Source organism: Brevibacillus agri (genome assembly GCF_004117055.1).
GTDB lineage: Bacteria > Bacillota > Bacilli > Brevibacillales > Brevibacillaceae > Brevibacillus > Brevibacillus agri.
In genome coordinates this window covers 5,021,661-5,045,227 of record NZ_CP026363.1, presented here as the reverse complement: position 1 = coordinate 5,045,227, position 23,567 = coordinate 5,021,661, and the positions used below count along the sequence as shown (strand labels likewise).

The 23,567-nt window shown below is 56.2% G+C and carries 24 protein-coding genes; 21 read left to right on the top strand and 3 right to left on the bottom strand.

Features of this window, described 5'->3' with window-relative positions:
- Positions 1-317 precede the first annotated feature (317 nt).
- The 17 genes from BA6348_RS28145 (at position 318) to BA6348_RS24705 (ending at position 16,929) form a co-directional block, all read left to right on the top strand.
- Positions 318-443: a hypothetical protein gene (locus BA6348_RS28145; RefSeq protein ID WP_255320436.1), complete on the top strand. Its 126-nt coding sequence runs from the start codon at positions 318-320 to the stop codon at positions 441-443.
- Positions 443-838, top strand: a complete 396-nt coding sequence (locus BA6348_RS24780; RefSeq protein ID WP_122952945.1) for a hypothetical protein — start codon at positions 443-445, stop codon at positions 836-838. The genes BA6348_RS28145 and BA6348_RS24780 overlap by 1 nt, the downstream gene beginning before the upstream one ends.
- 20 nt (positions 839-858) lie before the next feature.
- Complete coding sequence (locus tag BA6348_RS24775) at positions 859-1,593, top strand: hypothetical protein (RefSeq protein ID WP_025845153.1); 735 nt, start codon at positions 859-861, stop codon at positions 1,591-1,593.
- 174 nt (positions 1,594-1,767) lie between these two features.
- A complete protein-coding gene (gene desA, locus BA6348_RS24770; RefSeq protein ID WP_005830828.1) occupies positions 1,768-2,847 on the top strand; it encodes a Delta(5) desaturase DesA in 1,080 nt (359 codons plus the stop codon).
- A 67-nt stretch (positions 2,848-2,914) separates the two neighbouring features.
- On the top strand, positions 2,915-4,051 hold the full coding sequence (locus BA6348_RS24765) for a sensor histidine kinase (protein ID WP_005830826.1): 1,137 nt from the start codon (positions 2,915-2,917) through the stop codon (positions 4,049-4,051).
- Entirely contained in the window at positions 4,048-4,647 is a 600-nt protein-coding gene (locus tag BA6348_RS24760) for a response regulator transcription factor (protein WP_005830825.1), read from the top strand. The genes BA6348_RS24765 and BA6348_RS24760 overlap by 4 nt, the downstream gene beginning before the upstream one ends.
- Positions 4,648-4,989: 342 nt before the next feature.
- Positions 4,990-6,009, top strand: a complete 1,020-nt coding sequence (locus BA6348_RS24755; RefSeq protein WP_026558202.1) for an ROK family protein — start codon at positions 4,990-4,992, stop codon at positions 6,007-6,009.
- Between the two features lie 81 nt (positions 6,010-6,090).
- Positions 6,091-7,155, top strand: coding sequence for a Gfo/Idh/MocA family protein (locus BA6348_RS24750; protein WP_005830821.1), 1,065 nt, complete (start codon positions 6,091-6,093; stop codon positions 7,153-7,155).
- Positions 7,156-7,232: 77 nt separating this feature from the next.
- Entirely contained in the window at positions 7,233-8,816 is a 1,584-nt protein-coding gene (locus BA6348_RS24745; protein ID WP_007780070.1) for a glutathione ABC transporter substrate-binding protein, read from the top strand.
- Positions 8,817-8,968: 152 nt separating this feature from the next.
- The gene (gene nikB / locus BA6348_RS24740) at positions 8,969-9,892 is read left to right on the top strand and encodes a nickel ABC transporter permease (protein WP_007780066.1); all 924 of its coding nucleotides are present in this window, start codon (positions 8,969-8,971) and stop codon (positions 9,890-9,892) included.
- A 19-nt stretch (positions 9,893-9,911) separates the two neighbouring features.
- On the top strand, positions 9,912-10,805 hold the full coding sequence (locus BA6348_RS24735; protein WP_005830815.1) for an ABC transporter permease subunit: 894 nt from the start codon (positions 9,912-9,914) through the stop codon (positions 10,803-10,805).
- Between the two features lie 18 nt (positions 10,806-10,823).
- Positions 10,824-11,816, top strand: a complete 993-nt coding sequence (locus BA6348_RS24730; RefSeq protein WP_005830814.1) for an ABC transporter ATP-binding protein — start codon at positions 10,824-10,826, stop codon at positions 11,814-11,816.
- Positions 11,809-12,771 carry an ABC transporter ATP-binding protein gene (locus BA6348_RS24725; RefSeq protein WP_025845143.1) on the top strand — a complete coding sequence of 321 codons (963 nt, stop codon included), beginning with the start codon at positions 11,809-11,811 and terminating at the stop codon, positions 12,769-12,771. Before BA6348_RS24730 ends, BA6348_RS24725 begins: the two co-directional genes overlap by 8 nt.
- Before the next feature lie 27 nt (positions 12,772-12,798).
- Complete coding sequence (locus BA6348_RS24720) at positions 12,799-14,028, top strand: ROK family transcriptional regulator (RefSeq protein ID WP_005830808.1); 1,230 nt, start codon at positions 12,799-12,801, stop codon at positions 14,026-14,028.
- A gap of 34 nt (positions 14,029-14,062) precedes the next feature.
- A complete protein-coding gene (locus tag BA6348_RS24715; protein WP_122952946.1) occupies positions 14,063-15,007 on the top strand; it encodes a Gfo/Idh/MocA family protein in 945 nt (314 codons plus the stop codon).
- Complete coding sequence (locus BA6348_RS24710; RefSeq protein ID WP_122952947.1) at positions 15,004-15,996, top strand: Gfo/Idh/MocA family protein; 993 nt, start codon at positions 15,004-15,006, stop codon at positions 15,994-15,996. Before BA6348_RS24715 ends, BA6348_RS24710 begins: the two co-directional genes overlap by 4 nt.
- Positions 15,997-16,056: 60 nt before the next feature.
- Positions 16,057-16,929 (top strand): sugar phosphate isomerase/epimerase family protein, encoded by an 873-nt coding sequence (locus BA6348_RS24705; protein WP_005830802.1) that lies wholly within the window; start codon positions 16,057-16,059, stop codon positions 16,927-16,929.
- A gap of 48 nt (positions 16,930-16,977) precedes the next feature.
- On the opposite strand, the gene BA6348_RS24700 is transcribed toward BA6348_RS24705, so the two are convergent.
- The gene (locus BA6348_RS24700; protein ID WP_005830801.1) at positions 16,978-17,337 is read right to left on the bottom strand and encodes a DUF805 domain-containing protein; all 360 of its coding nucleotides are present in this window, start codon (positions 17,335-17,337) and stop codon (positions 16,978-16,980) included.
- 257 nt (positions 17,338-17,594) lie between these two features.
- Here BA6348_RS24700 and speD point away from each other — a divergent pair, with 257 nt between their 5' ends.
- The 4 genes from speD to BA6348_RS24680 all read left to right on the top strand — a co-directional run bounded on the left by speD (position 17,595) and on the right by BA6348_RS24680 (position 20,726).
- Positions 17,595-18,407, top strand: a complete 813-nt coding sequence (speD, locus tag BA6348_RS24695) for an adenosylmethionine decarboxylase (protein ID WP_005830799.1) — start codon at positions 17,595-17,597, stop codon at positions 18,405-18,407.
- 171 nt (positions 18,408-18,578) lie between these two features.
- Positions 18,579-19,229: an AraC family transcriptional regulator gene (locus tag BA6348_RS24690; protein WP_122952948.1), complete on the top strand. Its 651-nt coding sequence runs from the start codon at positions 18,579-18,581 to the stop codon at positions 19,227-19,229.
- Positions 19,217-19,909: an AraC family transcriptional regulator gene (locus tag BA6348_RS24685; RefSeq protein ID WP_122952949.1), complete on the top strand. Its 693-nt coding sequence runs from the start codon at positions 19,217-19,219 to the stop codon at positions 19,907-19,909. Before BA6348_RS24690 ends, BA6348_RS24685 begins: the two co-directional genes overlap by 13 nt.
- A 10-nt stretch (positions 19,910-19,919) precedes the next feature.
- A complete protein-coding gene (locus tag BA6348_RS24680; protein WP_242507409.1) occupies positions 19,920-20,726 on the top strand; it encodes an alpha/beta hydrolase in 807 nt (268 codons plus the stop codon).
- 102 nt (positions 20,727-20,828) lie between these two features.
- On the opposite strand, the gene BA6348_RS24675 is transcribed toward BA6348_RS24680, so the two are convergent.
- Entirely contained in the window at positions 20,829-22,577 is a 1,749-nt protein-coding gene (locus BA6348_RS24675) for a hypothetical protein (protein ID WP_007780039.1), read from the bottom strand.
- A gap of 198 nt (positions 22,578-22,775) precedes the next feature.
- A complete protein-coding gene (locus tag BA6348_RS24670; protein WP_005830787.1) occupies positions 22,776-23,492 on the bottom strand; it encodes an ankyrin repeat domain-containing protein in 717 nt (238 codons plus the stop codon).
- Between the last annotated feature and the right edge of the window lie 75 nt (positions 23,493-23,567).

Genomic DNA, 23,567 nt, shown 5'->3' with positions numbered 1-23,567 from the left:
GGCAAAGGCTCCTCTTCCGCCAATGGCAAGGTGCAGCCGCGTTTTCTACTGGGGAGAGACAGCCGTTGCTGTGCGCTCGTATTTTCGCAAATCTTTGTTCCATTCGTAGACGGTGCTCGTCAGCCGCTTCGCGGAGCCTTCCCCGCTAAATTTTTTTATCATCCGGCAGGAAAATATTTCTCGTAAGCCCTGGAAAGGGAACAGAACGGGAGGGCGACCACTGTGAAATTTGGAAAAAGTGTCTTTTAGGCTATAGCCTCGATGCGATTATGCGCTAAAATATGGAAGGAAAAATATACCTGTGTAGGATGCTCGGCATGGACAAGGAAGGGGAATCCTTTGTGGATAAAAAAGCCAGGCATTTTGGAGCAGCCAAGGCTGGAAAAGTCACCCCTACGACTATTCGGGTGAAGATTTTGCCTATGCGAAAAGCAAAGGGCTGATGTTCGATCCGCTAACGATTCATCATGACGAGTGTGTGCGCCAGGTCGTGGAATGGCATGAAAAGGTGCCGAAGGAAAAGGTAGCGGCCGCCTTTTTGCACAGCTTGTCCACCCGCAAGCTGCACTTGCGCAGCGCGCTCTCCAGTTGGGCGTTGACGCGGCAGTTTACGCTGCATCCGTTTGCAAGCAACGCAGGCAGATATACCGCAGCGGAAAACGGCGTCGCCTACGCGATGCACGGGGATTGCTACGTGTGCGACAGCTTCCATATCGCCTCCCGGGAATCGTATGTGGAAGAGGATTTGAATGTGCTGAATTTCGAGCGACACAAGTGGGGCGGCGAGGACGGCTATTCCAGGCAGGCGGTACAAAACTTTTTCGGTCCGTGGCTGTAGAGATAGAGGAGGAGAGAAACATGGCGAAAAAATGGCACGAAAACGGAGTAATCCTGTATCCGAAGGCAAGCGATGTTTTTACAGACGAGAGGCTCGCTTGTTACTTCAGGCCGCTGCTCAGCTTTGCCTGTAGGCAGGACGGCAGAGAGTACACGTTTCATTTGCTCGGCACGGATGGCCTTTACTGTGAGAGAGAGTACCGCAATGCGGAAAACAATTTTTTCGGCTTTCGCTACGTAGCAGGCAAGTACGAGTTTCTCGGCGACCTGGCGGCGTTTGGCGAAGGCAACGTGGAGGAAGTCTACGCCTTGCTGCAGGCCGATTTTGCGCAAAACAAGGAAACGTACTGGAAGGAAAAAGTAACGGTTGCGGCGTACAAGGAGCGGATGATCGACGAATTGGCCGAAGTGGCCGATTTTGACGTGGACTACTATGCCGAGGCGTTTTACAGTTACGAATTTACGAAATATCATTACGAGCGGACTGGCGAATTTCGCCATATTACCGAGCTGACGGAAGGCTGGGGCCATGACGATTCGCCAGTGCTGATCGCTCGGGAGACGGCGCAGGAGATGAGCGAAGAGTTTTTCATGAACCTGCAATGGAACGTCAAATTCGATTACGGAATCGACAAGAGCATGGTTTGCGCAGCGACGGAGCGCTTCCGCTTCATGTCCGCGATCGGCGGCGGGACGGTGTTTGCTCTGTGGAAGCCGCAGGAGCAGACGGTTTATTTGTTGGAGTATTTTTCGTGATCATTCACACACCCTAAATTTTCCAGTTCTTTTTTCAACCATGACATTTGTCATACCCTCGACTTGACGTTTATGACTACAGGGGCCAGCGCGTATTTCTTACAATATAGATAGAAAAATGCGTCTGATGCTACTTGAGTCATCCGCGCAGTTCAATCGAGGAGGTACCAATTGATGCATCAATCGAACATCGCCCAGCTCAAAAAGAATGTGGCCCCCTTTGAAAAAACAGACACCAAGTCGAGCATTCGCCAGATGGTCAACACGATTCTTCCCCTGCTTTTGCTCTGGTATGGCGCCTATCTCAGCCTGTCCGTATCGTACTGGCTGACGTTGCCGCTGGCGATTTTGACAGCCGGCTTTGTCATCCGCACGTTCATCATTTTTCACGACTGCTGCCATCAGTCTTTTTTCAAAAGCCGTCGGGCCAATGACATTCTCGGCACGATCACGGGCGTGCTGACGTGCGTCCCGTACGAACAGTGGAAGCAAAGCCACTCCATTCACCACGCGACGAGCAGCAACCTCGACAAGCGCGGTGTCGGCGACATCTGGATTTTGACGGTGGAGGAATATCTCGCCGCTCCGCTTTGGCGTAAAATCGCCTATCGCATCTACCGCAATCCATTTGTCATGTTCGGGATCGGTCCGATTTTTGTATTTGCGCTGCAATACCGCTTCAATCGCAAAGGAGCCCGCCGCAAAGAGCGATTGAACACGTATTTGACCAATGTGTTGCTGGTTGGCCTGTATGCGCTTCTGATCTGGGCGATCGGTTGGCAAGCATTTTTGCTCGTGCAGCTTCCCGTCTTTTTTGTCTCCGGGTTGCTCGGGATTTGGCTGTTTTACGTGCAGCATCAGTTCGAGGATTCGTATTTTGAAAACGAGGAAGAGTGGAGCTACGTGAAGGCCGCAGTAGAGGGCAGCTCCTACTACAAGCTCCCGAAAGTGTTGCAGTGGATCACGGGAAATATCGGCTTCCACCACGTGCATCATCTGAGCCCGAAGGTGCCAAACTACAATTTGGAAAAAGCGCACAACGAGACGCCGCCGCTGCAAATGGCGACGACGATTACGCTGTCTACAAGCGTGAAATCGTTGCGCTTCCGCCTGTGGGATGAAGAGAGCAAGCGTTTTGTGAGCTTCAAGGAAATCAAGGAACGCAAACAGCAGCAAGTCAAGCTAATGTCGGCATCGGCTGAGGCGATTATCGACGCGCTGCACAGCAAAAAAGCCAGTTTGGAAAGAAAATAAGCCTGCCCGAATCCCCTGCATTCCGATACACTGATAAGTAGCGGCGAAGAAAAAAAGGTGGGCATCCATGCAAAAGTGGTATCACATTCTCCATAAAAACACGGGCCTTAGTCCTTATGTGTGGGTTGTTTTCTACATCCTGCCGTTCTACTTCATCTTTCGCTCGTCGTCCACGTACGAGGTCGTGAGCGGAATCGCGATGATTATCCTGTTTTTCGTCTGCTACGTCCTGGCGTTTCTCTCCAAGGGCTGGCTGATTTACTTCTGGACCAGCTTGCAGATCGTGATTTCGATTGCGATGACCGTCATGTTCGGCTATGTGTACTTCTCGCTGTTTCTGGCGTTTTTCATCGGCAATATCCAGAACAAGATCGGCTTTATCACGCTGTACACGATTCATTTGATTAGCACCGTCGTGACGATCAACATGGGCTTTCTCTCGAAAAACGCGCAGCTTTTCAACCAGTTGCCGTTTGTGCTCGTCAGCCTGATCGCCGTCATTCTGTTGCCGGTGACGACGTACAACTGGAACAAGCGGGAAAAGCTGCAGGGAGAGCTGAACCACGCGAACAAGCGGATATCCGAGCTGGTCAAACTGGAGGAGCGGCAGCGCATCGCCCGCGACCTGCACGATACGCTGGGGCAAAAGCTGTCCTTGATCGGCCTGAAAAGCGACCTGGCGAGCAAGTTGATCTATAAAAACCCTGTGCGCGCGCAAACGGAGCTGGAGGAAATCAGGCAGACGGCGCGAATTGCGTTGAAGGAAGTGCGGGAAATGGTCACGCAGATGCGGGGGACGCGGCTTGCGGAGGAAATGTTCCGCATCAAGCAAATTTTCAAGGCGGCGGAAATCGAGTTATCCGTGGAAGGCGATCCGGATTTGAAGCACACCTCCCTGATGGCGGAAAACGTGCTCAGCATGTGCCTCAAGGAAGCCGTCACAAACGTCGTCAAGCACAGCAACGCCACGGCATGCTCCATCGTCATCGAGCCAGCCCGGACGGATCTGATCGTGCGCGTCATCGACAACGGCAGCGGGATGGCAGAGGAATCTGTTTGCCGGGGGAACGGGCTGCGCGGGATGCGGGAGCGGCTGGAATTTGTCAACGGCAGCATGGACATTCAGTCGTCGGAGTCTGGCACCCAGGTCGTCTTTCGGGTGCCAAACGCCTTCCAACAACCGGAAAAGGAGGCGGGATCATGATTCGCATCGTCATTGCAGAGGATCAGCGCATGCTGCTTGGCGCCCTGGCTTCGCTGCTCGATCTGGAAGAAGATATGCAGGTCGTCGGGAGAGCGAGCAATGGCGAGGATGCCGTCAAGCTGGTGCATTTGCACAAGCCTGACATCTGTATCATGGATATCGAGATGCCTGTAAAAAGCGGTCTGGATGCCGCAGAGGAGCTGAAAGGCAGCGGCTGCAAGGTGATGATCCTGACGACCTTTGCCCGTCCCGGCTACTTCGAGCGCGCGCTGAAGGCCGGGGCCAACGGCTATCTGCTCAAGGACAGCCCGAGCGAGGAGCTGGCCAGCTCGATTCGCAGCATCATGGCGGGCAAGCGGATTTACGCCCCGGAGCTGGTGGATGAGGCGTACGGACAGGAGAATCCGTTGACCGAGCGGGAAAAGGAAGTGCTGCTGCTGATCGCGGACGGCAAAAACACGAAGGAGATCGCCAGCCAGCTTTTCATTACGACGGGGACCGTGCGCAACTACATTTCCGTCATTCTCGACAAGCTCGGCGTGAGCAACCGGATCGAGGCGATCATGCATTTCAAGGAAAAAGGCTGGTTCAAGTAGCCAAGTAGTCAAGTAGTCAAGTAGCGAAAACGGGAGCATAGCAGGAGAGGCCCTTTCTGTAGCAGGCAGGAAGGGTTTTTTCGTGCAACTAAGGCTGGGCAAATGGCTTGGCGCAGCCAAGCTTTCTAATGCGGCATGTTGGTGGAGTGGCCTGTTGACGTAGCGGGATGTGTGCGGGGGGCCGGGCTTTTCTTTTTTAGTCAGAAAAGTACGAATGCTTTATTTTCTTTCCGACCTGTGCTAAAACTAAAGCTAAGCAACTTTGTAAAGCCATTGGAGAAAATAATGTAAGCGGTAGCAATCATTTTGCAGGAATCAGAGCAACGGAAGGAGTGGACGCGCATGGCACGGGACGAGTATGCGATTGGATTGGACTTGGGTGGGACGAAAATATTGGCAGGACTGGTGCACAGCAGTGGAAAAATGCTCGGACAGACGCTGCTGCCTACGGCTTCGCAGGAAGGAGCGGAGGCGGTGATCGACAGAGTGTTGGCGGCGATCGAAGGCGTTTTGGCTACGGCGCAGGTGGAGCGGCGAAGCGTGCGCGGAGTCGGCATCGCCTCGGCCGGAGTCATCGACAGCGCGGCTGCCGAAGTGATTTTTGCGGGCAATCTCGGCTGGCGGAATGTTCCGATTGGCAGGCTGATTGCAGACAGGTTCGGGCTGCCTGTCCGGCTGATGAATGACGCGAATGCCGCTGCGGTGGCGGAGTGGATGTGGGGCGCGGGCAAGGGGACGCAGAACATGATCTACGTGACGGTCAGCACGGGAGTCGGGGCGGGGATCATCAGCGGCGGCCAACTGGTGCAGGGGGCGGAAGGCGGGGCTGGCGAGTTCGGCCACATTTCCATCGACTGGAACGGCCCGTTGTGCGGCTGCGGCAACCGTGGCTGCCTGGAGCTGTACGCTTCCGGGACGGCGATTGAAAAGCTGGCGCGCAAGCAGGTCGAGGCGGGCGAGCTTGTTTTGGCAGGTGCAGGCGGTGCCTTGACGACGGGCGAGGCGTTGACGGCAAAAGCGATCGGAGAAGCGGCGCTTGCCGGAGATCGCGCCTGCATCGAGATCGTAGAGCGGGCGGGCTTTTATTTGGGCGTGGGCACGACCAGCCTGATTCATCTGTTCAACCCGGAAGTAATCGTCTTCGGCGGAGGCGTCATGAACGCTTCGTCCATCCTGCTTGCGGAAGCAGAAAAAAGCGTCAGGGAACGGTGCATCCCGTCCATGGCGAACCAGGTGAAATTCGCGCTGCAACAGGTCGGCGTAGAGGCGGGCGCGGTCGGGGCGGCAGGGTCGTTTTTTTCGTGGGACGGGCAGGAAGCAAATCTTCCCATTTTCTCGCGGAAACTATATTGCAAAGATTAAGATTATTTTGTATCATTCAATTAATAACTCCACTGAAAAAATAAATTAACCAGTTAAACGACACAGGGGGGAAACATCCGCATGGAAAAGGTAAAGGTTGCGGTGATCGGGGCAGGCTCGATTTCGGACATGCACCTGCAATCGTATCAGCAAAATGACCGCGCACAGTTGCAGGCCGTCGTCGACTTCAACGAAGCACGGGCGAAGGAAAAAGCAGAAAAGTACGAGGCGGCGGCGCACTACAGCAATCTGGAGGAAGCGTTGGCTGACCCGCAGATTGACGCGGTGAGCATCTGCACATGGAACAACACGCACGCCGACATTGCCGTATCCGCTCTGCGCGCAGGCAAGCACGTGCTGCTGGAAAAGCCGCTCAGCACCTCGGTAGAGAGCGCCCTGCTGATTGAGGAAGCAGTGAAGCAGAGCGGCAAGCGGCTCCAGGTCGGCTTCGTCAGAAGGTACGACACCAATGCGCAGTTGCTCAAGCAGTTTATCGACGCGGGCGAGCTGGGAGAGATTTATTACGCCAAAGCATCCTGCCTGCGCCGGTTGGGCAATCCGGGCGGCTGGTTTGCGGACAAGGAGCGCTCCGGCGGCGGGCCGCTGATCGACCTCGGCGTACATGTGATCGACCTGTGCTGGTATTTGATGGGCTGCCCGAAGGTTGCGACCGTAAGCGGCAATACATACAACAAGCTCGGCAACCGCGCCCACGTCAAAAACTTGTCTTTTTACAAAGCGGCTGACTACGATCCGAGCAAAAATACGGTCGAGGATATGGCAAACGCGCTGATCCGCTTCGAAAACGGCGCTTCCCTGTTCGTGGATGTCAGCTACACGCTGCACGCCAAAAAAGAGGAGCTGGCCGTGAAGCTGTACGGGGACAAAGGCGGCGCAGAGGTGGAGCCGGAGCTTTCCATCATCACGGAAAAGCACGACACGATCCTCAACGTCACGCCGCAGATCGACAAGCTGTCGTTTGACTTCAAGCAAGGCTTTCAAAATGAAATCGACCACTTCATCTCATACATTTTGGGCGAAAAAGAGACACTCAGCCCAGTGGAACACGGCGTAGAGATGATGAAAATTCTCTGCGGCATTTACGAATCGGCGCAGACCGGACGCGAGGTCGTCTTCTCTTCCTGAGAAAAATGGCGGCCGTGCCCAGCAGCGGACATCCAGATTGCATCCATAAACAGAACCTTGTAAGGGGGAAAAGGGGAATGAAAAAAGCATCGTACTTGCGAGCAGCATCTGTCTTACTTTTTTCAGTGGCATTACTTTTTGGATGTTCCAGCGGAGGCGGGACTCCGGCAGCGTCGACCAACACGGGCGCGAACACGGAAACGGGCGCACCGCAGAAAGACCAGATGGTGATCGCCGTAAACGAAAACTTCATCACGATGGACCCGCAAAATACCGGGGATGCCCTGTCCTCTGGCGTGCAAACCTCGATGTACGAAGGGCTGCTGATTTACGACAAAGACTTGAAGCTCATGCCGGGGCTGGCGACTGAATATTCGGTCAATGAAGACGCGACCGAGTACACGTTCAAGCTGCGGCAAAACGTCAAGTTCCACGACGGCACGCCGTTCAATGCCGAAGCGGTCAAAATCAACTTCGACCGGATGAGCAACCAGGACAACAATCTGCGGGCGTACCGCAACTACAAATACATCAAGAGCACAGAGGTTGTCGACGAGTACACCGTCAAAGTGACGCTGACCCAGCCGTTTTCCGCGATGATTAACAAGTTCACGACAGGCATCATCAGCCCGGCGGCATTGGAAAAGTACGGCAAGGAAATTTCCAAAAACCCTGTCGGCACTGGCCCTTACAAATTCGTGGAATGGGTACAAGGCGACCATCTGACCGTCGAACTGAACCCCGATCACTGGAACAAAGGCGCGGCCAAGGTCGGGAAAATCGTTTACAAGCCCGTGCCGGAAAACGGCTCGCGCGTAGCGATGCTCAAAACTGGCGAGGCCGATGTCATCTATCCGCTGCCAGAGCAGCAGGCCGAGACGCTTGGCGGAGCAGAAGGCGTCAAGGTGGAGCGCACGCCGTCCACGATCACCCGCTACGTCTCGATCAACATGCTGAAAAAGCCGTTTGACGATCTGCGCGTGCGCCAGGCGATCAACTACGCGGTCGACAAGGATGCGTTTATCAAAGTGGTGAAGGCAGGCTACGGCACGCAACTGGAATCGGTCATGTCCCCGACGATCGCGCACTACGCCAAGCAGGGCGTCTATGAGTACAACATTGAAAAGGCGAAGCAACTGCTCAAGGAAGCGGGCTACGAAAACGGCTTTACAACAGAAATCTGGGGCAACACGAACTCCGACACGATGAAAGGCATGCAGTTCATCCAGCAACAACTGCAAAAAATCGGCGTGACTGTAGAAGTGAAGTCGATGGAGGAAGCGACGCTGTCGGACGAAATCTACGGCATCAAATCGCCAGAGGAAGCGAAGATGAACATGTGGTACGTTAGCTGGTCTTCGGCGGACCCGGACAATGCGATGCGCTCGTTGTTCAGCAGCGAGAACTTCCCGCCAGCGGGCGCCAACACCGCTTTTTACAAAAACGACATCGTGGACCAAAGCATCAAGGAAGCGACGCAGTCTTCCGATGAAGCCAAGCAAAAAGCGCTGTACGGAACGGTTCAGGAACACGTCTTCAAGGATGCGCCGTGGATTTTCCTGGCGGTCGACGAGATTTTGTACGGCAAGCGCGCCAACGTAAACGGCGTCTACATCACGCCGAGCGGCGGCATCTATGTGAGGGAAGCGGCATTCCAATAACGGTTTTTCTGGCAGCGTTGGGTCGCTGCTCGCAGCCCAACGCTGCTTTCCTATTACGTTTTGGTCGCAACAATCAAGAAAAGTCTTTGGGAGAAGGAAAGCATGGCGTTGCCATCCGCTGTGCTTTCCCATCCGTTAGGGGGAACCGCTAAATGTTCCGTTATATCGTCAAAAGGCTCATCGAGATCATCCCGATCATTTTCGTCGTGTCCCTGCTCATTTTCTTCTTTATCCACCTCGTCCCGGGGGACCCTGTCCGCTTGGCGGCGGGAAAAGACGCCACGCTCGAAGAGATTACCCGCGTGCGCCAGGAGCTTGGACTGGACAAACCGCTGCTGTTGCAGTACGTCACCTATATGCAAAACCTGCTCACGGGCAATCTCGGCCATTCCTTGAAAACAGGGCTTCCGATCAGCGACATGTTTGCCAACCGCTTTACGATTACGATGAATTTGACATTTATGAGCCTGGGCTGGGCGCTCGTCCTGGGGCTGCTCATCGGCACGGTCTCCGCTGTCTTCCGCAACAAATGGCCGGACTACGTGGGGATGCTGACGGCGATTTCCGGCATTTCCTTGCCGGGCTTTTGGCTGGGGCTCATTCTCATACAAATTTTTTCCGTCACGCTGGGCTGGTTCCCGACGGGCGGAGTCGACGGCTGGAAAAGCTACGTGCTGCCTTCGCTGACGCTGGGCGCGGGGATCATGTCGATGCTGGCCCGCTTTACCCGCTCCTCGCTTCTGGAGACGCTGAAGGAGGACTTTATCCGCACAGGCCGGGCCAAAGGCTTGAAGGAGTCCGTCGTCGTTCGCAAGCACGCGCTGAAAAACTCGATGATTCCCGTCGTGACGATCGCCGGGTTGCAATTCGGATTCCTGTTGGGCGGCTCGGTGGTCGTGGAGACGGTGTTCAGCATTCCGGGCATGGGGCGGCTTTTGGTCGACTCGATTGCCTTCCGCGACTATCCGGTCGTGCAAGCGGTCATCCTGCTGTTTTCACTGGAGTTCATTCTCGTGAACTTGCTGGTGGACATTTTGTACAAGGCGCTCAATCCGAAAATCCGTTATGAAAGCTAGGCGAAGGGGGGCGAGGTAAATGGAGGTAGTAAAGGAAATCGGCCAGACAACGGCCGTTGCCGTGGAACAGAAAAGCTCCAGGGCGCGGGATTTCTGGAAAAAGTGGAGGAAGCAAAAGACGGCGTTCTGGGCCGGATTTTTCATCCTGTTTTTGCTGCTCGTGGCGATTTTCGGCCCGGCGATTGCCCCTTATGATCCGTACGAGCCAAACTACGACGCCACGCTGCAGACGCCGTCGATGGCGCACTGGGCGGGAACGGATGAGTATGGACGGGATATTTTGAGCCGGATAATCGTCGGGGCGCGTCTCTCGCTCGGCGTCAGCTTTACCTCGGTATTTGTGGGGGCTGTGCTCGGAACGATTTTGGGGCTGTGCAGCGGCTACTACGGCGGCTGGATTGATCGGCTTATCATGCGCGGCAGCGACGTGATGTTCGCTTTTCCCGACCTGCTGCTCGCGATCGCCATTGTGGCGATTCTCGGCCCCGGCTTGACGAACGTGGTGGTGGCCGTGGCGGTGTTCAGCATTCCGTCGTTTGCCCGCCTGATTCGCGGCAATACGCTGGCGGCCAAGGAAGCGGTCTTCGTGGAAGCGGCGCGCTCGATGGGGGCAAAAAGCAGCCGGATCATCTTTCGCCACATTTTTCCGGAAACCGTCTCCAGCATGATCGTCTTCTTTTCGCTCAGGATCGGCACTTCTATCTTGGCGGCTTCGAGTCTCAGCTTTCTCGGTCTGGGCGCAAAGCCGGAGAGTCCCGACTGGGGAGCCATGCTCAGCATGGGGCGCGATTATCTCGCCACTTCCCCGCACGTCGTGATGATTCCCGGCCTGGCGATTTTCCTGTCGGTGCTGGCGTTCAATCTGGTAGGGGATGGCCTGCGCGACATTCTGGACCCGAAAACGAAGAACTAAACGAGGGAGTTGGGGCAGATGAGTGAAAACATCATCGAGGTTAAGCATCTGCAAACACAGTTTACGAGAGATGAACGCAAGACGGTCGTCCTCGACAACGTCAGCTTTCATATAAAAAAGGGCGAAGTGCTGGGCCTGGTCGGGGAATCGGGCTGCGGCAAGAGCGTCACCTCGCTTTCGATCATGCGGCTGTTCAAGGATACGACGGGCGAGATCACGCAGGGAGAAATTCGCTACAACGGAACGAATCTGCTGTCCATCTCGGAGAACGACATGCGCCGGATTCGCGGCAAAGAAATTTCGATGATTTTTCAGGAGCCGATGACCTCGCTCAATCCGGTGATGAAAATTGGCGAGCAGTTGATGGAGGCGATTCGCCTGCACCTTGGCTATTCGGACAAGCAAGCGCGCGAGCACGCGGTCAACATGCTGACAAAGGTAGGGATTCCCCGGCCGAAAGAAATTTTGGGCGAGTACCCGCACCAGCTTTCAGGCGGGATGCGGCAAAGAATCATGATCGCCATGGCGATGTCCTGCCATCCCAGCCTGCTGATTGCCGACGAGCCGACGACGGCGCTCGACGTGACGATCCAGGCGCAAATTCTCGACGTCATGAAACAGTTGCAGGCGGACGAGCAGATGTCCATGCTGCTCATTACGCACGATCTGGGCGTCGTCGCGGAGATGTGCAACCGCGTCGTCGTCATGTACGCCGGGCGGGTCGTGGAAGAGGCGTCCGTCTACGACCTGTTTGACGATCCGCAGCACCCGTACACAAAAGGGCTGATTGGCTCCGTCCCGAAAATCGGCCAGAAGCGCGACAGGCTGGATTCTGTCCCCGGCAATGTGCCGACGCCGAACAACATGCCAAAAGGCTGCAAATTCGCTCCGCGCTGCAAGGACGCGATGCCGCTCTGCTGGGAGCAGGAGCCGGCGATTGCGAGCGTGGGCGAGAACCGTTTTTGCCGCTGCTGGCTGTACGACGCGGAAGGGAGGGGGGCCAATGCGTAAACCACTGGTGCAGGTAGACGGGATCAAAAAGACGTTTCCGATCGACAGCGGCCTTTTTTCCAGCAAAAAAAGCGTGAAGGCCGTCAACCGCGTCTCCTTTGTCATCCACGAAGGCGAGACGTTCAGCCTCGTCGGGGAGAGCGGCTGCGGCAAATCGACGACCGGACGGCTGGTCACGCGGCTTTTGACCCCGGATGAGGGCAAAATCTGGATCGCGGGCGAAGAAATTTCGAGAATGAACGAGACGAAGCTGCGCGAGGTGCGCAAGCAGGTGCAGATGGTGTTCCAGGACCCGTACGCTTCGCTCAATCCGCGGATGAAAATTCGCGATGTAGTCGCAGAGCCGCTGGTGATCCATACGAAGCTGTCCCCCAAGGAGCGGGAGCGAACCGTCGCCGAGATGCTGGAGGTCGTCGGCCTGAACAGCTACCACGCGGAAAAGTTCGCCCACGAGTTCAGCGGAGGGCAGCGGCAGCGCATCGGGATCGCCCGCGCCCTGATTTTAAAGCCGAAGCTGATCGTCGCCGACGAGCCGGTCTCGGCGCTCGACGTCTCCATCCAGTCGCAAATCCTCAATCTGCTGAAAGATTTGCAGGAGGAGTTTCATTTGACGTATTTGTTCATTTCGCACGACTTGAGCGTGGTCGAGCACATCAGCGACAAAATCGGCGTGATGTATTTGGGCAGCCTCGTGGAGTCCGGGGCGAAGGAGACGATTTTTGCCAACCCGCAGCATCCGTACACAAAAGCGCTGCTGTCCTCCGTCCCGATTCCCGATCCGCGCGCGAAGCGGGAGCGCATCATTTTGCAGGGGGATGTCCCGAGCCCGGTAAACCCGCCGGCAGGCTGCCTGTTTCATACGCGCTGTCCGTATGCGATGGACATATGCAAGACGACACCGCCAGATTTGCGAAAGGCGGCAGACGACGATCATCTGGTCGCGTGCCATCTGTGAACGGCGTGCGCGGCAGGAGAGGTATCCATGAATAAAAGGGATGGTGTCAAACGCAGGACGGGCGATTTGAAGCTGATCCAGGAACTGAACCGATCCATCATATTGGACACGATCCGTCAATACGGCCCCATTTCCCGAAGTGAAATCGCCAAGCGGAACAAGCTGAGTCCGACAACCGTCACTTCGGCAGTCGGCGAGCTGATCCGCGACGCGCTCGTGTGCGAGGTGGGAGTCGGCGAGTCGAACGGGGGAAGAAAGCCGATTCTCGTGCAGTTTTCGCCGGACAGCCGTTTTTTGATCGGCATTTCGCTTTCCGGCTCCAAACTGACCATCGCCCAGATGAATCTGGAGGCGCGCGTCAGAAAAAAGGAAACGCATCCGTTGAAGCTACAGCAAGGCGAGAGTGTCCTCCGCTTTTTGCTGGACACGATCGAACGATTTTTGGCGCAGGTCGGAAGCCTCGACAACTGCGTAGGCATTTCGATTGTGACGCAAGGGATTGTCGATGCCGCGACAGGCGTCATTCGCTACAATCCGAAGCTGCGCCTGCGGGATGCGCCTGTAAAAGAAATGGTCGAGCAGCGGTTTCAACTGAAGACGTGGGTGGATAACGACACGAATGCGTACCTGCTCGCCGAAAAGACGCTGGGACAATTTCGCCACTATCAAAACATGCTGTACGTGACGATTGGGGACGGACTGGGCGCGAGCCTGCTGATGGACGGGGCGATCTACCGCGGCTACAAGGGCGGCGCCGGAGAGTTCGGCCATACAACGATCGACCGGGCGGGCATGCGGTGCGATTGCGGCAATATCGGTTGTCTGGAAAACTACGTGAGCTGGCCCGCCATCTACTCGAAGCTGCTCTCGGCGCTCGCCAAAGGCAAGGCGAGCAGCATCATGGAGCTAGTGGAGGGCGACATCAGCCGGATCAACGCGAAAATTTTTCGCCTGGCCTTGACCGAAAAAGACGCGCTGGCGATCAGCATTTTGGAAGAGACGGCTTCTTACCTGGCCGCCGGGATGGTGAACCTGATTCATCTGTTCAATCCGGAGGTCATCATTTTGGGGGGCGAGATCGCGTTTGAAAACGAGCTGCTGATCGAAAAGGTGCGTGAGTATGTTAGCGAATACGCCCACGGCATTTTGACAGAGGAGCTGGAGCTGCGGCCAAATTCGCTCGGGGAGGACGTCGAGGTCGTCGGCGCCGCCGCTATTTTGTTGCAGAACACGTTCCAGTTTTCGCTGTCGCTTTAGCTTGGCGGATCAGGAGAAAAGGAGGGCTTGCTTCATGGGGAGAGTAGCAGTAGTCGGGGCAAAAGACGCTGTGGATGAGCAGCTCGGCATCTGGGCGCGCGTGCGCGGCGCGAAGCTGGTAGGGCGGGCAGAAAGCTTGCAGGAGTTGCACAATTTGTTGGCAGAAACAAAGGTGGAAGTGGTGGAGTTCGCAGGCGAGGCGGATGGCGCTGCCCTCGCGGCGGCAGCTCAGGCGGGTGCGCACATTTTCATAGGAAGCTGCCCCCGGTTCGGGGAGCACGAGCTGTTGCAGGCAGCGCGCCTGTGCCAGCAAAAAGGACGCGTCCTGCAACTGCCAGACACGCTGCGCTTTTGCCCGGAGTACGAGTTGGCGCGTGAACACGTTCGAAACGGGGCGATCGGCAAGCCCGGCGTTTTGCGACTGCGGCGCGGAGCTGTGGCGTCGGCTGAAAACGCGGACCGCTGCCTTTTTGCAAGTCTCGGCTGGCGCGAATTTGACTGGCTGCGCTGGACGTTCGGCGAAGTGGAGCGCGTGCAGGCAAACCAGGTCGTACATACCGACGCGGCAACAGGGCAGGTGCTTTCATATGCGCTCGTCATCCTGAAAATGCGCGCGGGAGCGATCGCCCAGGTGGAGCTGTCGTGGGCAGAGTCTGCGGAGCAGTCGTTTTTTGAGCTGACAGGGGATGCAGGCATGCTGCTCCACGACAGCCGGGAAAGCTCGCCGATTCGTTGGAGCAGGGGCGGCGCGGGCGGACGTGCAGATGCGTCAGCAGCAGGCGGATGGGACAGCCGGCTTGCAGGGATCGACCCACCGTGGAAGCAAAGAGACAATCTCATCCGCTATCTCGCGGGCGAGGAAGCCGTCCGGCTGAATGCAGAAGATTGGCTGCGCGCCATGGACATCGTGCAGGCGGCGAGGGAGTCGGCGAAGACAGGGCAGCCTGTCCAGCTTGCCGAAGGAGGTGTTGCCCGATGAAGGTAGGGATTCTCAGCTTTGCCCATATGCACGCCCAGAGCTACGCCGTCCAATTGCAGCGTCATCCGGAGGCCGAACTGGCAGCGCTCTGGGACGACGACCCGATCCGCGGAGAAGCGATGGCGGCAAAGTACGGCGCGACTTTTTTTCGCGACCTGTCCGCGTTTTTGCAGGCACCGCTTGAGGCTGTCGTCGTCTGCTCGGAAAACGCGCGGCACAAGGAGCACGTCATCGCCTGCGCCCGAGCGGGAAAGCATGTGCTATGCGAAAAGCCGATTGCGACAGACGTCCAGGATGCACTGGAAATGATCCGGGTCTGCGCAAAGGAACAGGTGATGCTGCAAGTCGCGTATCCGGTCCGGTTTGCCCCCGTGATGCAACATGTAAAAGAACTGGTGCAATCAGGCGCGCTCGGCACGATTCTCGCCATCAACAGCACGAACCACGGGCAGATGCCGGGCGGCTGGTTCGTGGAAAAAGAACAGTCTGGCGGCGGTGCGGCGACCGACCATATCGTCCACCTGATGGACCTTGTGCGCTGGATGCTCGGCGACGAGGTGAAGAGCGTCTACGCGGAGCTGGATACGCGTTTTTACGAGCTAGCGGTGGAGGACTGCGGCATGGTCAGCCTGGTCTTGGAGTCTGGCGTAGTGGTCGGAATTGATCCGAGCTGGTCCCGGCCGAAGACGTTCCCGACGTGGGGAGATGTGACCATGCGCATCATCGGCACGAAAGGAACGATCGAGGTAGACGGTTTCCGCCAGCATGTGCTGCACTATGACGACACAGCAGGCAAGCTCCAGCAACTGCCGTGGGCCGCAGACATGGACGAACGGCTGATTGCCGATTTCGTGCAGAGTGTGCAGGAAAAGCGGGCCCCGTCCATCACGGGAGAGGACGGACTGCGAACGCTTGAAGTGGTGAAGGCCGCTTATGAATCCAACAAGCGGAAGCAAACGGTCGTCCTCGACAGGGTGCCGCTTGCCTAGCTAAGTTTTTTTGCCAAAAAAATGGCGTACGACTACAAACATTCAAATGAGGTGGAAAGAATGAAAATCGGATTGAGCACGTACAGCTTGCTGACAGCAATTCGCGCTGGGGAAATGGATGTACTGGATGTCGTGCAGTGGATCGCGGACAACGGCGGAGAGCACATGGAAATCGTGCCGTACGGCTTTACGCTGGTGGACAACTACGAGCTGGCGGACGCGGTGCGGGACAAGGCAAAAGCTCTCGGCATCGAGCTGTCCAACTACTCGATGCCAGCCAACTTCATTCACGAGACGGAGGAAGCATTTGCCGCAGAGGTGGCCCGCATCAAAACGCACGTCGATTTGCTGCACCGCATGGGCATCCGCCACATGCGCCACGATGTCTCCACCTTTACCGTACCTGTCGAGCAGACGACGATCGCGTACTTTGAACAGCATCTCGATGCGATGGTCGAAGGAAGCCGCCAGATTGCCGATTACGCCGCGCAGTTCGGGATTACGACGACGATTGAGAACCACGGCTGGCTCGTGCAGGCGAGCGACCGCGTCCAGCGCGTGCTGCAAGCGGTCAATCGTCCGAATTTCAAGACGACGCTCGATATCGGCAACTTCATGTGCGTGGACGAGGAATCGCTCGTCGGCGTGAAGAAAAACTTGCCGTACGCTTCGCTCGTTCACTTCAAAGACTTTTACTTCCGCCCGTACTATCAGGACCCGGGAGCGGGCAAATGGTTCAAGACGGTTAACGGCAATTACTTGCGCGGCGCAATCGTCGGCCAGGGCGACATCAACATTCGCGAGGTCGTCAAGCTGGTGAAGCAGTCGGGCTATGACGGCTACATCACCGTCGAGTTCGAAGGCATGGAGGATTGCCGCGAAGGCTCGCGAATTGGCATGGACAATCTGCGCCGCTTCTGGGAAGAAGCATAAAAAAAGAAAAGGCCTCTCCCGCAAAAAATGGGGAGAGGCTTTCGCATGTTACGCCAACACGCTTTCTTCGGTTTTTGGATTTGGACCGTAGTCGTTGTCCGGTGTGCTGTCCAGGCAGAAGAACACGATCAGGACAATGGCGCCGATAAACGGAACCAGCGCGAGCAGCAGCCACCAGCCGCTTCTTCCAGTGTCGTGCAGACGACGGACGCCTACGCCCAGACCCGGCAGCAGGACAGCCAGCGAGTAGAGCGAAGACAAAGATTGCGGCAGACCAATCAAGTATTCGATGAGCATGAGTACGATAGAAATAATGGCACTGAACAAAGCAAACATCCAATACTCTTTGCGTCTGGCGCGTCCGGTGAAGTTGACGTAATTTTTTAAAACTTTCAGGTACCAATCCATGACCTAATTCTCCATTTCTTTCTAAAATTTAGCATGCAATATTATTTTAGCATCATTTTCCAGAGGATAGAAAGGAAATAATCTTATTTTTTGGATTTGGTGCTATTGAAGCAGCGAGAGATAGGAAAATGGTAATGATTCTCAACTGCCAGCCGCTTTCCTGCAAACGTTCGCATGATTTTTATCGAAAGGAATGGGCACCCTGAAAAAAGGAAATGATGGCAAAGACTCGCTCATAACAGGGGAGGACAAAAGAAGTGGAACCGACGAAAGACCAGCATATTACTTTGCACGGCTTCAACAACCTGACGAAATCGCTCAGCTTCAATATGTACGACATCTGCTACACGAAGACAAAAGCGGAGCGGGAAGCGTACATCGAATACATAGATGAACAGTACAACGCTGCACGGCTGACCAGCATCCTGAAAAACGTTTCGGAGATTATCGGGGCGCACGTATTGAACGTGGCGCAGCAGGACTATGTGCCGCAAGGGGCGAGCGTGACGTTTCTCGTTTCCGAAGGTCCGGTCGTGGAAGTGCCGACGGAGTCGTATGAAGAATCCCCCGGCCCGCTGCCGGAAAATGTCGTGCTGCAGTTGGACAAAAGTCACATTACGGTCCATACGTACCCGGAATACCATCCCGATGAGGAAATCAGCACGTTTCGCGCAGACATTGACGTCTCGACCTGTGGCGAAATCTCGCCGCTCAAGGCGCTCAACTATTTGATCCGCTCCTTCGATACGGATCTGATGACCATTGATTACCGGGTGCGCGGCTTTACCCGCGATATTCACGGCTACAAGCTGTTTATCGACCACGACATCAGCTCGATTCAAAATTATATTCCCGAAGAAATTAAAGATTTGTTCCACATGATTGATGTGAACGTGTACCAGGACAACATTTTTCACACGAAATGCAAGCGCAGGCGGTTCGACCTGAACAATTACTTGTTCGGCTACACAAAAGACAAGCTGACGCCTGCAGAGCAAGCGGAAATTACCGAGCGGCTGCAAACAGAGATGGACGAGATTTACTACGGGAAAAATATTATTCGCCACTAAGCAAGGCTGCTTCCCTTGCAGCAAGTCCGCACCCAAGCGACGAGGCAGCGGTTCGAGGGAGAGCAGCCTTTTTGCATTTGCGGGCGCTCTTTGCGATCTTACCATTTGACGCTGAAAATCATTATCAATCATAATGGGGGCATAAGCGCAAAAGGACGGTGGCAACCAGCTATGCAAAGCAAACAAGGCAGCGAGAAAAGCGGGACAGTGTCATGGCAAGGCTTGTGGATGAAGCTGCGGCACAGTGAACAGATCATGGTCAAGCAGGATGTCCCGCACGCGGGTCAAGGCTGCATAGACAAGCATCGGCTGATCGTTGCGCTGGACGGCAGCGGCTCCATCGAGATCGACACGAGCTGCTATCCTGTCAAGGAAGGGGAGGCGTGGCTGCTTCTCCCAGGTCAGTCGTGTTCTTTCTATATAGAATCTTCTCGCAAGCTCACCTGCCATGCGCTCGCTTTTGACGTGTACCGGGAAGCGGAGAGCGAAGACGGCGAGGCGATCACGCTGCACCGGACGACGTTGCCGTTTGCCGGACGCGTGACATGCTTGTCGCAGCCGACGCTTCGCATGCGCTGCGGTTCCATCGGGGAAGCGTGGGAGCAGACGGACGCGCGCAGCCGCTTCCGCGCACAGACGCAGCTTCAGGAGCTGATGTACGAGCTGCTGCCTGATTCGCAGTGCGCAGCATCAGAGGATTCCCTGGAAACATTGGAGCAGACCCGGCTTTATTTGGACGGCCACTACCAGGAAAGCTGGACGATTGAAAAGCTGGCGGCCATGGCCGGATTAAGCCCGTCTTACGCGCCATGGATTACGTGACGCAACTGCGCATCAACAAGGCCAAGCAACTGATGGGCCAGGGAAACGAGCGGATACGCGAGATCGCCAGACAGGTCGGCTTCAGCGACGAGTATTACTTCAGCCGCAAATTCAAGCAGCAGCAAGGCGTGGCCCCGACTGTCCACATGAAAAGCAGGCGCCACAGGGTCGCGACGTATCACACGGCGATCACCGGACAGCTTTTGGCGCTGCAAACGATCTCCAGCGCGGCCCCGCTCGATCCGAAATGGTCGGCGTACTATCGGCAAAAATACGCTGGCGATATTCCCGTTCATTTGCGCGATCCGTTTGACGAAACGTTCTCGATTTTCCTGGCGCACAAAAAAGGCCCGTATCTGTTGGGCAGCGAAGGCGCAGGCTCGGTTCTGTATGACGATCTGGGGCTGCCGAAGCCAGCGACATCGCCGGACACGAAAGAAAAAACGATGGTGCTGCTGACGCTGGAAGGCATCACGACGATCAACCCGGATCGCATCGTGCTGCTGCATCCGGAGGGCGGCGAGCAGTCGTATAAAGATTCGGCTGTATGGCAAGGGCTGAAAGCCTACAAAAACGATCACATTTACTACTTGCCTGCAAACCCTTACTACAACCAGGCTTACATGCCGCTTGGCAAGGAGCTTCTGCTCGATACGCTGGAGCAGACGTTGAACAAATGAGTGGCGCGGCTTGGGAAACGGCAGCGATTCCGTGGACGAAGCAGCTCGTGATGCAGGCAGGAGGCAGCGGGCAAACGTACCGCATCTGTTTGGCAGTGCCGCCGGGCGAGGCGCCGGAGGAGGCTTCCCGGTCCTGTATGTGCTCGATGCCAACTCGGTCATCGGCACGGTGGTGGAGGCGGTGCGCTTGCAAGGCAGGAGCAGGGACGGCCAGGGCAGTCCGGCGGTCGTGGTCGGGCTCGGCTACGACGAAGAGGTTCCTTTTGCCACTGCGCGCTTAACCGATTACTCCTTGCCGATGACAGTAGAGGAACTGCCTCCTTTTTCGCGCGGGGGAGAATGGCCGCGCCAAGGCGGAGCAGATGATTTCCTGCGCTTTGTGTTGGAAGAAGTACGGCCGATGGTGGAGAGCATGGCGACGGTCAATCGCGAGCGCCAGGCGATTCTCGGCCATTCGCTCGGAGGGCTGTTCGTTCTGCATGCGCTGTACACGCGGCCGGACGCTTTTTCCACCTATTTGGCCGGAAGCCCGTCCATTGACTGGTACAAGCGGCTGATTTTCGCGGAGGAACAAGCTTTTGTCACGCAGTTGCAGCCAGGTGGCAAGCGCAAACACGTGTTGATCGGAGTAGGCGAAGAGGAACAGACGCACCCGACGCGGATTAACGAGCATGCGCGCGGCGTGGCCGAGCGGCTGGGGGCTTTTGCCGACTGCGGGCTGGACGTTCAGTTCGAACAGTTCGCGCGGGAAAATCACATCTCGGTGCTGCCCGTGTTCATCAGCCGCGCAGTTCGCTTGTTTTTGAGAAGCGTGTGAATAAAAAAGATGAGCGTCGTCGTTGCAAAAAGGAGTTGTTCTTTTTGCGCGGCGGCTCATCTTTTTTGCGTCCCGTTCCGGCTCCGGCTCAATCCAGCTCGGTCAGGTCGTGCTCAGGGCGCTTTCGGTTTGCAAATATCCCTTCGCGCTTCGACTGTGCTCCAGTGTCAGATGCCCAAGGTAGTGCGCCCGAATTTCCTCCAATGTCTTTTGGGCAGGCTGGACAAATTCGCGGTCCCAGTCTTCCGGAGGCGATTCGAGCGAGATGCCTTTTTCGTCGAGAATTTGGAACAAGTCTTTGTCCGCCTGGGTAGGAATCCACCAGGTGTAGACGGGATTGGTCTGACCTTTGACTAGCGACTCCAGGATGAACTTCAAATATTCTGCGATGGAGAGCGGGCCGTAGTTCACGTCAAATTCCGGTCCGGGGGCAGGGTACTGTTCCGGGTAGCGCAGCGGGCCGTAGTGGATGGAAATGCCCAAAAAGCCGACGGGCGGGATGTTGTTCCCGTACCCGGTGAGCGAAAACGGCAGGTCGGCGGCGAAATGCAGGCGCACGATGACCGAGTTGATGAACTGCCGCTCGAAGAAGCTTTCCTTTTGCCAGATGCCCAAATCGCGGGCGATCGTATCCCAGTAAATGATCGAGGTGTTGTGCGCCAGCCAGAAGGCGGAGGACATCTCCTCAAAGGTTTTGAAAAATTCGTCGTCGTGCTCGTTGAACGGGTCGATCAAGTCGTACCATTTGAAATAGCCGTGCTTTTTGCGCCAGCTTTGGGCGAGCAGCAAAAAGTCGATCAGGCGCTGGATGCGCAGCTCCGGGCTTTGCTGGTTGTTGGCAAACAAGTGTGTCGCTTCCAGCAGGTCGGCGGTGAAGTTGCCGTTGACGAAGTCCCAGTAATTCACGTCTCCGGCCTGGGAGCGCTGCTCGTCTATCCGCTTCGTTTCCGCTTCCCAGTGGGCAAATGTCGCGACGTCAATCCCGAAGTACAGCTCAAACGGCAGCAGATCGCCAAACAGGCTGAAACGGTAAGGGCTGGATTGCTGAAACCAGGTTTTGATGAAAGCGAGCCGGGAAGAGGGCGGCACGACGACGGCTCTTTCCAAATAGCTCGTTTTGGCGATATCGGCCTGGAACTGTTCCAGCGACGTAGCGCCATCGGCAAAAGGAGACGAGGAGGCCAGAAAGTCGACGCCGTCCTCGTCATTGTCGTACTGGACGAGAATGTGCGTGAAGCTCGTTTGGGCCGAGGGAGAGAGGACGAGCTGGCTCCAGCGGTGCGAGCTGCCGTTGTCGATCGCCCCGATGATGACGACGGGGTTGTCCGCTTCTCCGTTGAAGGCGATGGAGCCGCTGTCCTCGACGATGAGCTTGTGCTGGCAGCGGACATTGATCGAGGTGCCGGCTTCAAAGCTGACGCGGACGCCTGCGGGAATGGTCACGTCTTCAGGGCCGATCAGGTAAGGGCCGCCTTTTGCCGTAAACACGCGATCGCTCTCGATCGTGCCGCTCAGCCGAACGTATTTGTCGACGTGCAACTGACAGGCGTGCTGCGGGTCGGGGTCTGGGCCAATCGTCAGCTTGATGTAGTAGAAGCCGTCTTCGTCGGGGAAAAAGGGCAGGATGATGCTGCCGCCGGGAGCAAAGCGGGCTTCGCTCAGCTTCGTTCCGTGCACGTCATACACTTCGATGGCAGAGGACGGATGCGTCAAATTGCTGATATGTATTTCGACTGCCTCTTCGGAGGTGAGATAGAGCTTGTACATTTCGATATGGGGATCGAGGTCTGGTGACGCCTTGCGGATGGGCTTGTCTGTTTCCAGCATGGATACGGATGCAAAAGTATTCATGGAACGCCGACTCCTATTCGAAAAATTCAATCATATGCAGGCGAAGCTTCATTCTATTAGTGATACGCGCAACGCTGGAAAAAGTTTTGGCGCGACCGAGTCTTTTGGACTACAAAACAGGACAAAAAAAGGACGGGAGAGCCAGTTCTGACTGACGTTCCTGTCCTGTTTGCTTGTGGCTGCCAGATGCCAAATGGCTTACTTTCCGCCCGCCTTTGTGAGCATTTCGATCATTTCCTTGTAGCCGCGCTGTTTGGCGTGCTGGAGGGGAGTGACTCCATCGTGATCGGCCAAATTGACATCGGCTCCGTGCTCGATCAGCAGCCGGACGATTTCCTGGTGCTTTTTGCCCCCGTCTCCCAAAATGACTGCTTCCAGCAAGGCGGTCCAGCCGAGGTTGTTGACGTGGTCGATGTTGACGTCCGAAGTAGTGAGCAGCTCCCGGACGATCTCCACATGCCCGCGGTCAGCGGCGGGGATGAGGGCAGTGCCGCCAAAACGGTTGGTGATGGTCGTATCGGCACCTGCCGCTATAGCGGCCCGCACAAAGTCCAGCTTGCCTTCTGCGCCTGCGTACAGCAGCGGATTGTCGGAGCGGTCGTCTCGGATGTTGATGTTCGCGCCATGTTCCACGAGCAGGTTGAACATCGCAAGCTGGTTCGTGTGCACCGCGATCATTGCAGACGTCCGTCCGCGTTCATCCGTCGCGTTGATGTCGGCTCCGTCCGCGAGCAGCTTTTGCATCGTTTCTGTGTCTCCCTGCTTGACTGCTGCAAGCAACGCCTGATTTCGCTTGTCCATTTCGTCGTTTTCCGCCTGTGTCGCTTGCTGCTCGCTGCTCGCAAGCAGCGTATCCACGTTCGCCGCACACCCTGCCAGCAGGAGGGCGACGGTCAAAAGACTTGCTTGCAGCATGGCGAACCGGCCCCTTTCTGCTCGTTTGGTTGTTCGCATGAAAAGTGGTTTATTCGACTGTCAGCTCGGCCCGGG

What these genes read in the sequence shown, in the direction of transcription:
- BA6348_RS28145 (WP_255320436.1), top strand. Translation starts at nt 318, where the DNA reads ATGGACAAGGAAGGGGAATCCTTTGTGGATAAAAAAGCCAGGCATTTT.
- BA6348_RS24780 (WP_122952945.1), top strand. Translation starts at nt 443, where the DNA reads ATGTTCGATCCGCTAACGATTCATCATGACGAGTGTGTGCGCCAGGTC.
- BA6348_RS24775 (WP_025845153.1), top strand. Translation starts at nt 859, where the DNA reads ATGGCGAAAAAATGGCACGAAAACGGAGTAATCCTGTATCCGAAGGCA.
- desA (WP_005830828.1), top strand. Translation starts at nt 1,768, where the DNA reads ATGCATCAATCGAACATCGCCCAGCTCAAAAAGAATGTGGCCCCCTTT.
- BA6348_RS24765 (WP_005830826.1), top strand. Translation starts at nt 2,915, where the DNA reads ATGCAAAAGTGGTATCACATTCTCCATAAAAACACGGGCCTTAGTCCT.
- BA6348_RS24760 (WP_005830825.1), top strand. Translation starts at nt 4,048, where the DNA reads ATGATTCGCATCGTCATTGCAGAGGATCAGCGCATGCTGCTTGGCGCC.
- BA6348_RS24755 (WP_026558202.1), top strand. Translation starts at nt 4,990, where the DNA reads ATGGCACGGGACGAGTATGCGATTGGATTGGACTTGGGTGGGACGAAA.
- BA6348_RS24750 (WP_005830821.1), top strand. Translation starts at nt 6,091, where the DNA reads ATGGAAAAGGTAAAGGTTGCGGTGATCGGGGCAGGCTCGATTTCGGAC.
- BA6348_RS24745 (WP_007780070.1), top strand. Translation starts at nt 7,233, where the DNA reads ATGAAAAAAGCATCGTACTTGCGAGCAGCATCTGTCTTACTTTTTTCA.
- nikB (WP_007780066.1), top strand. Translation starts at nt 8,969, where the DNA reads ATGTTCCGTTATATCGTCAAAAGGCTCATCGAGATCATCCCGATCATT.
- BA6348_RS24735 (WP_005830815.1), top strand. Translation starts at nt 9,912, where the DNA reads ATGGAGGTAGTAAAGGAAATCGGCCAGACAACGGCCGTTGCCGTGGAA.
- BA6348_RS24730 (WP_005830814.1), top strand. Translation starts at nt 10,824, where the DNA reads ATGAGTGAAAACATCATCGAGGTTAAGCATCTGCAAACACAGTTTACG.
- BA6348_RS24725 (WP_025845143.1), top strand. Translation starts at nt 11,809, where the DNA reads ATGCGTAAACCACTGGTGCAGGTAGACGGGATCAAAAAGACGTTTCCG.
- BA6348_RS24720 (WP_005830808.1), top strand. Translation starts at nt 12,799, where the DNA reads ATGAATAAAAGGGATGGTGTCAAACGCAGGACGGGCGATTTGAAGCTG.
- BA6348_RS24715 (WP_122952946.1), top strand. Translation starts at nt 14,063, where the DNA reads ATGGGGAGAGTAGCAGTAGTCGGGGCAAAAGACGCTGTGGATGAGCAG.
- BA6348_RS24710 (WP_122952947.1), top strand. Translation starts at nt 15,004, where the DNA reads ATGAAGGTAGGGATTCTCAGCTTTGCCCATATGCACGCCCAGAGCTAC.
- BA6348_RS24705 (WP_005830802.1), top strand. Translation starts at nt 16,057, where the DNA reads ATGAAAATCGGATTGAGCACGTACAGCTTGCTGACAGCAATTCGCGCT.
- BA6348_RS24700 (WP_005830801.1), bottom strand. Translation starts at nt 17,337, where the DNA reads ATGGATTGGTACCTGAAAGTTTTAAAAAATTACGTCAACTTCACCGGA.
- BA6348_RS24690 (WP_122952948.1), top strand. Translation starts at nt 18,579, where the DNA reads ATGCAAAGCAAACAAGGCAGCGAGAAAAGCGGGACAGTGTCATGGCAA.
- BA6348_RS24685 (WP_122952949.1), top strand. Translation starts at nt 19,217, where the DNA reads ATGGATTACGTGACGCAACTGCGCATCAACAAGGCCAAGCAACTGATG.
- BA6348_RS24675 (WP_007780039.1), bottom strand. Translation starts at nt 22,577, where the DNA reads ATGAATACTTTTGCATCCGTATCCATGCTGGAAACAGACAAGCCCATC.
- BA6348_RS24670 (WP_005830787.1), bottom strand. Translation starts at nt 23,492, where the DNA reads ATGCTGCAAGCAAGTCTTTTGACCGTCGCCCTCCTGCTGGCAGGGTGT.